The following is a 7,916-nucleotide window of genomic DNA, read 5'->3' on the forward strand; positions in this document are numbered from 1 at the left end:
TGGGATGAACCCCGACCAAGGGACTGGACAATTTATCTTACTTGAGGGAAAAACATTTAAACCGGCACATGAAACCAATCCTGTGCCTCAACCATTAACAAACATGCTTTGGCTAAAAAACTGGGACTTACCTTCCACTAATTCCCCCAATTATTTTACGGTGCCTTTACCGAAATGGTTCTCTCGGGCAAATATACAAAAATAAATGGCGCCATTTCATCCCCCGCCGGATATGTCGAACTTGGGACTATTTGCACAGCAAAATCATTGTACTTGGGTTGGGATGAGGAGAAAAAATGCTCCGTGTTTTCCAAGGCTTCTGTCAAATAATCGAAGGTGTAATACTTTCCGTGTTCAAAATTAAAACCCAGTTTAATTCCATAATCCCTTTCGATTCGAGAAGCACGATGCTCTAAGGTGCGAGCTTGTTGCACAAAGGCATCTAATTTTTTAATAAATGTCGAGCGATCCCTTGCCGTAAATCGTAACTCATACTGACGCAAAGGATGATCCGTAGTTCCCCCTTGATGAAGTTGAACCGCAAAGGAATCATCGCCAAAACCTATCTTCATCCCATCAAAAGCCTCCGCATAATCCGGTTGGTTCCTCAAAGGCTGGGTAAACGCCTCCAGCTTGGCTAACCGATCCCATGTTTTTTGGGTGAGAGGGAAGAAAGCCGATTCCGATTCAAAGAGAATTTTATGGGACGATAATCGGGAAAGCCTATCTAAAAAAAGATTATAGGTTTGCGCCGATTTTTTGAATGAATCGCGAACATTTTCAAGGGGAGTGTCTGAAAAGAGGATGACTTCACCTCCCTGATTTAAGGTCAATGGCGCACGGGGGTCCTTTTTTTCACGGGATTTAATTTTTAAGTGAAGAGGATTGGCTCTTAAAAGGGGAAAAGATACTTCCACCTCCTCAATGGCTTGCTTGATGGGCTCATAAAATCGATCGGCGATGGAGAGCTCTGCGTAAGGGATTGCAAAAAGCGTATTTTCTGCAAGCACCGGCGATTTCTCCAGCTGCATATACTTTTTTTGAAGTTTTCTGAAATCAACCAACTCTGGATAGCCGTCCGGCTTGTGAGTTTTTAAAAGGGCATCCACCGCCGCAAAATCCCTGTGAATAAAATGCTGGATGGAAATCTTCGGGTGTAAAAAATCATAGGTTTGATCTTCATCACCCAGGGTGACTTCCTTGTATTGGACCAACCCCTCTTCCACCTGGTCAAAATAGGCCTTAGCCCCTTCTATGGCTTCCATGAGTTGGGGCTCATAAACCATCTGAAGAAAATCGGCGATTTTAAGAACACAAGGGCCATTTTTTTGGAATGCATCCCAGGCACGATTCCATTGAATGAATTTTTTCAATAGGCCGTCTATTTCCGATGAGGTCATCGAGGGCACGAAATAAATACTTCGCGTATCAAATAAGGAGACTGTTTCGGGTTGAGCCTGGACATGAATTGTAAATCGATGCAAATAGTCACGATCTTCAAGGGAATACCTCTCAAAAACAGCCCTCAAGCGTTCATCAAACTCTTCCCGCTGTTCCGGTCGAATCTGATTTGTGAGGATGTAACTCTCATACACATTTCCGAAACGGGAGGCGGCCTTGGGATATTTTAAGCGGTCGATATCCGAGGTTTTTGCATTCCAATGAGCCTTGTAAATCTCCCTTCTTTCCGGACGGACGGTTTCAAAAATTTTTCCCAGTTCATGATACCGATAATAATCTGAATTACTTGAGATCCAATCGATGCATTTATCCGCCACTTGGGTGTCGGCCAATGTTTCGGCTATCTGAAGATAAGCATAGGCATAGTCAATGAACCCAAAACCAAAACGGTCGAAGGCCTCTTGCAATAAGAGGCGGCAAGCCTCTAAAGCATTTTTCTTCTCCTCAAATCCCTCGGGAAGTTTTTGGCACAGATCCACCAAACTTTGTAAATTTTGTAAAAATGGAATCAACATGGAAAGGGCAAAGGCTTTCGGATTCAAAAGAGGCTGGGCTTCACGCATTTGGCGGGCATGGCCCTGAAGGGCGTGGGTATAACCCCTGATAAAGGGAATCAATGGGTCTCGAAACGAATCGATCAAAAGCGGGTTGTCATTGAAAATCTGTAGGATTTGAGAGCCAATCAAATAATTTACCGGAGGGCTGCGGAACTCCTGTTTCAGATTTGAGGCATGAATGGTCGGAAAATCGGCCTTGGGAACGCGGATCCAAGCTTTGAAAAGTTCTTCAGCAAAAGAAGCGGTATCGACGAGGCCTTTCTCATTCAAATTTTCCACCAAAGTAAGAAATCTCTCCCTTGTAAAATCGAGTTTTGTTTCCTCCTCTGCAGAATCATCGGCCCATGTTGAGTCCAAAACAGTGGCCTCCATCCCGGCGGGGGTGAGAGTCACGTAACCGTTCCAAACATGATCCATCACATATCCCGGCACGTTCTTATCGTGCTCCAGCCCCAGCTGGAGGGCATAGGTCGTATTGAGTTGGGAAGTCATCGGATCTTGCAAGTTTTTCAAAGCATCGAGAACCCCTCGCGCAATTTCAGCATAGTTGCGGCAAACACCGTTGCCGGCATCATCCCTCTCCCAACTAAACAGATGCTCGATGGGGGTGTCATCATTGACGATCCGTTGGTTTCCGTTCATTCCCGCTTTGGTTTGGGCCACTGAATAGTCAAGCCGCTCAATGGGGATGGAAGAGGCTAATTGAACCGCCTGCCGCGGGGTTAAACGGCGGATATCCTGGATACGAAAGGCCGTAAGAATTTCGAGATGACGCGGAAAATATTCTTTCTCAAGATAGCGTGCGATATTCTCCACCCCTTCATTGGCGGGAGTGGAAGGATCATCAGCTTGGAGCGAAGCGGCCAAATTCAAATAAGGAGCCCCTGCGACCAAACTTCCCAATCCCTGGGTTCTTAAATCAAGTTTAAAACCTGGCTCCACTTGGGGATCAAAGCTATTCAGGGATCGAATATGAAGCGATGTCCGCGAGGGATTGTTCAAGCTCATTTGAAATAACGGAGGATGCTCCCGCTGTTTTTGAACGAGGTGTTTGGAAAAAAGGGCATGCTCAACGCGGCGAAGAAGATACTCCGGCCAGAGTTGAGTGGTCCGACTGGCATCCAGATAACCATCGCCATTGGAATCGACTTCTTGGATGTTAAGAACCTCATCCTTATTTCCTAATTGCCTGAGTAATTCCTGCAATTCCGGATCGGGAGTGATTTCTGTGATGTTCAAACCCAGGGGATGAGCCATATGTCGAATAGTATCGGCATTTTGAGGACAAAGTTGCTGCCGCCAGTTCTGTTTTTACCGGACCATACTCCTAAAAAACGTCGAAAATAAGGAATATATCCCCTTTATCCACAAGCCAAAACTTTGCTGAAATTTCAGCCCTGCCTTGATAAAAGGGATTGAAAAATATTTGAGGTGGCTTAATTTTTATCTTTTTCCAGAATAGCTTCCAATTCGGCAACCGTCGCCAAATCCCGATGACGGCCTAAAGCCTTTTTGCTTTTGATGAGATCTTCAATGGAGATGATCCGGCAGGAATGCCCATACAAGGTAATTTCTTTACTATTTTTAAGAACAGCATAAAAATCACCAACCCCTTTCACTTTGGAAATAACATCCAAAACACCTAAGTCGGTAACCAGGTGGAAATCCTGTTTTTGGCTGAAATCCTTGGGCACTAGAAAAGATTCTTTTGGATCCGTTCCCCGATAATAGGGATGAATGGGGCTAAGAAGATGCTGCAGGGTTTCAATCTGCTCTGCAGAATGCAAGACACAAATATCTATGTCGCGAGTCGTTTGATTGCAACCATGCAGGACGGCGGCAAAACCGCCAATAAGCACAAAATCAAGATCGCTTTGGAGGAGTAGTTTCAGGAGGTCTTGAAGGTTTTGAATCATGAGAAGAAATCATTTGCTTCAATTCGTCTACAAAATCCAGCGTGTTTTGGTGTTGTTCAACACGCTCTTCAAAAGACAATTTTAAATTATCCCGGATAAGCCAGATATCGACACCTTTTTCTATCCATTCCTCATCAGTCATAAGGCATATTATCTTGGAGTATTTGATGAAATCCACCACAAAATCAGACTCCGCTTATAAGCCTTGCAATACGCTCCGAAAGTGGAGGATGGGTGGAAAAAAGCCTTAAGAAACCCGAGGAGCTGGAAATTTTCAAAGCGGCAATGGCTGGGGTTTGTTTGGATTTGTCTTCCAGTCCATAAAAAGATTGTAATTTTTGAAGGGCCGCAATCATTTTACCCCGCCCAGCAACAACGGCACCACCCGCATCGGCACGGAATTCACGATAGCGGGAAAACCAGGCGACAATCATCGCCCCAAAAATCATGAACACGATTTCCAAGACAAAAGAGACCAAAAAATACATCCCTCGAGAAGCACTGCGAGAATCACTATCCCTTCCACGTAGGGCCTGGACAAGGGCAAAACTGATCACACGCGATAAAAACATGACAAACGAATTCACAATCCCCTGCAACAGCGTCATTGTCACCATGTCCCCATTGGCCACATGGCTTAGCTCATGACCCAACACACCTTCAATCTCAGCGCTATCCATTCTTTGCAAAAGACCGCTGGAAACCGCCACAAGGGAATGGTTTTTAGTTGGGCCCGTGGCAAAGGCATTCACTTCAGGGGACTGATAAATTCCCACCTCGGGCATGGGAATGCCCGCCGAGGTCGAAAGACGGCTTATCATTTGTACCAGCCGTTGCAAAGTGGGGTCAGTTGTTTGAGGATCGATTATTTTCACACCCATGATCATCTTGACCATGATTTTTGAAAGGAGAAGGGAAATAAACGCCCCACCCATCCCCCAAATGAAACAGAATGCGGCCAAGCTCGTATAATCAAGCCCGTAAGGAGTAAGGTAGGGCTGAACATTGAAAATACGTAATAAAATATTGATAGTAAGCACCACCAAGATATTGGTGATTAAGAATAAAAAAATTCGTTTGGCCATAATTTGCCCCCGTTTGGAATATCTTTAAACGGAGCAAACCTAGTTTTGTTTTAGGGTGCTGTCAACGGATGGAAATAAAAAAGCCCCCGGCTTTAAAAACCAGGGGCTTTTTGTAAGGGCGGCCATACGCCCCCCTATTAGACCAATACTATTACGCTGTTTTTGCCATGTGAGCTGGAGCGGTTTGGCCCAGATATTCCTCCTGGCTATAGTCATCCACTTGAATGGCGTCTAATCTCATCGCTTCGGCTTTTTGCAAAAACTTGGCATCATCTTGGGTAATAACACTCTTCTTGAGAGCTTCCTCTACCAAAGCCGCTCCTTTTAACTTGGGAAGCGTTCCGGCAGAAACAGCCTTGCGAATTTTTTTGGTGATTTCACCGGCTTTTTTGACGGCCTTGAAAGTATCATCCAGGCGTTTTAAGGCATCTCCTTCCACAGGGGAATAATAGATGCCATCGGTCATGCGATCGCGCTGAGGGCTGTCTTCCTGAATCAGCTTGGCAATCTGGTTGGTAATTTTATCATTTGCCTCGGAGCCGATTGAGTTAATGTGCGCCCATAAGCTGATGGGGCCGGCAAAAAGCCAACCCAAGCCAGGGGAATTGATGTTCTTGAAGATACCGTTAAAACCTTCCTGAATGCGGGCCAAGGCATACTTCAATGAGAAGTGCACAAAAGGAAGATCTTCAGCTTTGCGACCTTCAGCCTCAAAACGGCGAAGGGTGCAGGTAGCCAAGAACATCCATGAAAGAACATCGGCAAAACGGCCGGTGATTTTTTCACGGGTTTTAAGAGTTCCACCCAGGGTGCCCATGGCCATGTCGGACATGATGGCAAAAGTGGCAGAAGCCCAGGCCAGCTTGCGATAGTACTGGGCCGTTGGTCCACCAACGGGCGAAATGGCTAAACGACCACGGGTAAGGCTTAAAAGGACTGAGCGGAACAAGTTGCGTACCACATGCCCCACATGGCCCCAAAAAGCGGAATCAAAGGCGCTGACATCGCCTTTGACGATGGCATCCACTTCCTTAAAGGCGTAAGGGTGAGCACGAAGAGCCCCTTGTCCAAAGATGATAAGGGTGCGGGTCATGATATTGGCCCCTTCCACGGTAATACCGATGGGAGTTCCAATGTAGGCATGCCCCACCAAATTACGAGGACCACGCGAAATAGCAGCTCCTCCCATGATATCCATGGTGTCAATGACCTGCTTACGCATCAATTCGGTCTGGTTGTATTTGGCCATGGCGGTAATTACGGGAGGCTTAATCCCTTGATCAAGCGCACCGCATACAAAACGACGGGCGGCTTCCATCAAATAATTAAACCCGGCCACACGAGCCAAAGGTTCTCCAATCCCTTCAAAATTACCCACTGAAACACCGAACTGTTTGCGAACCGTGGCATAAGCGCTGGCGGCGCGGGTAAACAATTTGGCCCCCCCCGTGCTTTGGGCAGGAAGTGAAATGCCGCGGCCTGCAGCCAAGCATTCCATAAGCATTTTCCATCCTTGCCCTGCCCCTTTAATACCACCCACAATGCATTTTTCAGCCGAGACAACGACATCGTTACCCTGTGTGGGACAGTTTGAAAAAGGAACGCCCAAGGGATCGTGGCGTCTTCCCAAAACAACACCTTTGGTGCTTGAGGGAATAAGGGCGCAGGTAATTCCCAAATTGGGCCCCTTACCCAGCAAGTTTTCAGGATCTTGCAACTTGAAAGCCAGCCCAAGGGTGGTCGCAATGTTTGCCAAAGTGATGTAGCGCTTGTTCCAGTTAAGACGCATTTTCAATTCGCCATCCGTATCTTTAAACAAGACACCATTGGCCAGAATGGACCCTGCATCGCTCCCGGCTGTGGGCTCGGTTAGAGCGAAACAAGGAATTTCGTCCCCGCAAGCCAATTTGGGAAGTAGCCTGTTTTTTTGTTCATCAGTACCGTAATGGCTAATGAGTTCCGCAGGTCCCAATGAATTGGGCACCATGATTGTCACACAGGCAGGCATACAACGAGCCGCCACTTTTTGAATAACAGCACTGTGAGCCAAGGCCGAAAAACCGAGGCCACCATATTTTTTGGAAATGATCATACCCAAGAAACGTTCTTTTTTGATAATGTCCCAGGCTTCCTTGGGAATTTCGCGCGTTTTCCAGATTTGCCAGTCATCCAAAACAGCGCACAGACGTTCAACGGGGCCGTTAACGAATGCTTTTTCTTCATCCGTCAAATCAGGATAGGGTTCCTTCAATATTTTTTTGAAATCGGGTTTTCCTGAAAAGAGGTCTTTTTCAATCCACACAACGCCTGCTTCCAAAGCAATGCGTTCCGTGTCGGAAATTTTGGGCATGAACCCCTTCATGGTTTTCATCAGACCACGCGTCACCAAATTGGTTCTTAGGGGTTTAATGTTAAAAATGACCATCAGTGCCAGCACTGTATAAATGACGGCAGCAGGGGCCCCGAAACCAATAAGCAAACCAAGAATGGCCAGGCTCCATAAAATTAAGGGAGCTCCGGTGTAACCAAAAGTCAACACCACAAGCACCGATGCCGTGATGGTAAGCCCCGGATAACCATTATGAAGAAAACCTGAAACCTGATTGAGAAGCTGCATGCAGACCTCCTAAAAATGAATTAAAAAAAAATTAAAAATCCATTAAGCAAAAACTTTTTTGCCAATGAATGAATAGTCATTCATTTTTTATATGATTCAAAAATAAAGTACAATAGTTTTTTTAATGTTTTTTAACTTTCTGAAATTATTGTTAATTTTACAAAATTAATGAAGAACCCCGTGGCAAGCCACGGGGTATCAAGCTCGGCTCCGCCGAGCTGTGGGGCCCCACGGGCTTACGCCCGTGGCACCAAAGACACCGGATTCAAAATAATTTCAG

Annotated in this window: 4 protein-coding genes; all 4 read right to left on the reverse strand. The window is 46.0% G+C overall.

Going from position 1 to position 7,916, the window contains the following annotated elements; translation table 11 throughout:
• Positions 1–155 precede the first annotated feature (155 nt).
• The 4 genes from A2048_06480 to A2048_06495 all read right to left on the reverse strand — a co-directional run bounded on the left by A2048_06480 (position 156) and on the right by A2048_06495 (position 7,636).
• On the reverse strand, positions 156–3,275 hold the full coding sequence (locus A2048_06480; GenBank protein OGP09511.1) for a hypothetical protein: 3,120 nt from the start codon (positions 3,273–3,275) through the stop codon (positions 156–158).
• A gap of 179 nt (positions 3,276–3,454) precedes the next feature.
• Positions 3,455–3,931, reverse strand: coding sequence for a hypothetical protein (locus tag A2048_06485; protein OGP09516.1), 477 nt, complete (start codon positions 3,929–3,931; stop codon positions 3,455–3,457).
• Between the two features lie 188 nt (positions 3,932–4,119).
• The gene (locus A2048_06490) at positions 4,120–5,019 is read right to left on the reverse strand and encodes a zinc metalloprotease HtpX (GenBank protein OGP09512.1); all 900 of its coding nucleotides are present in this window, start codon (positions 5,017–5,019) and stop codon (positions 4,120–4,122) included.
• A gap of 151 nt (positions 5,020–5,170) precedes the next feature.
• Complete coding sequence (locus A2048_06495; protein OGP09513.1) at positions 5,171–7,636, reverse strand: acyl-CoA dehydrogenase; 2,466 nt, start codon at positions 7,634–7,636, stop codon at positions 5,171–5,173.
• Positions 7,637–7,916: the final 280 nt, after the last annotated feature.

It is taken from the genome of Deltaproteobacteria bacterium GWA2_45_12, assembly GCA_001797365.1.
Classification (GTDB): Bacteria; UBA10199; UBA10199; order UBA10199; family UBA10199; genus UBA10199.

Coding starts and splice junctions, on each gene's coding strand:
- A2048_06480 (OGP09511.1), bottom strand. CDS start 3,275: ATGGCTCATCCCCTGGGTTTGAACATCACAGAAATCACTCCCGATCCG.
- A2048_06490 (OGP09512.1), bottom strand. CDS start 5,019: ATGGCCAAACGAATTTTTTTATTCTTAATCACCAATATCTTGGTGGTG.
- A2048_06495 (OGP09513.1), bottom strand. CDS start 7,636: ATGCAGCTTCTCAATCAGGTTTCAGGTTTTCTTCATAATGGTTATCCG.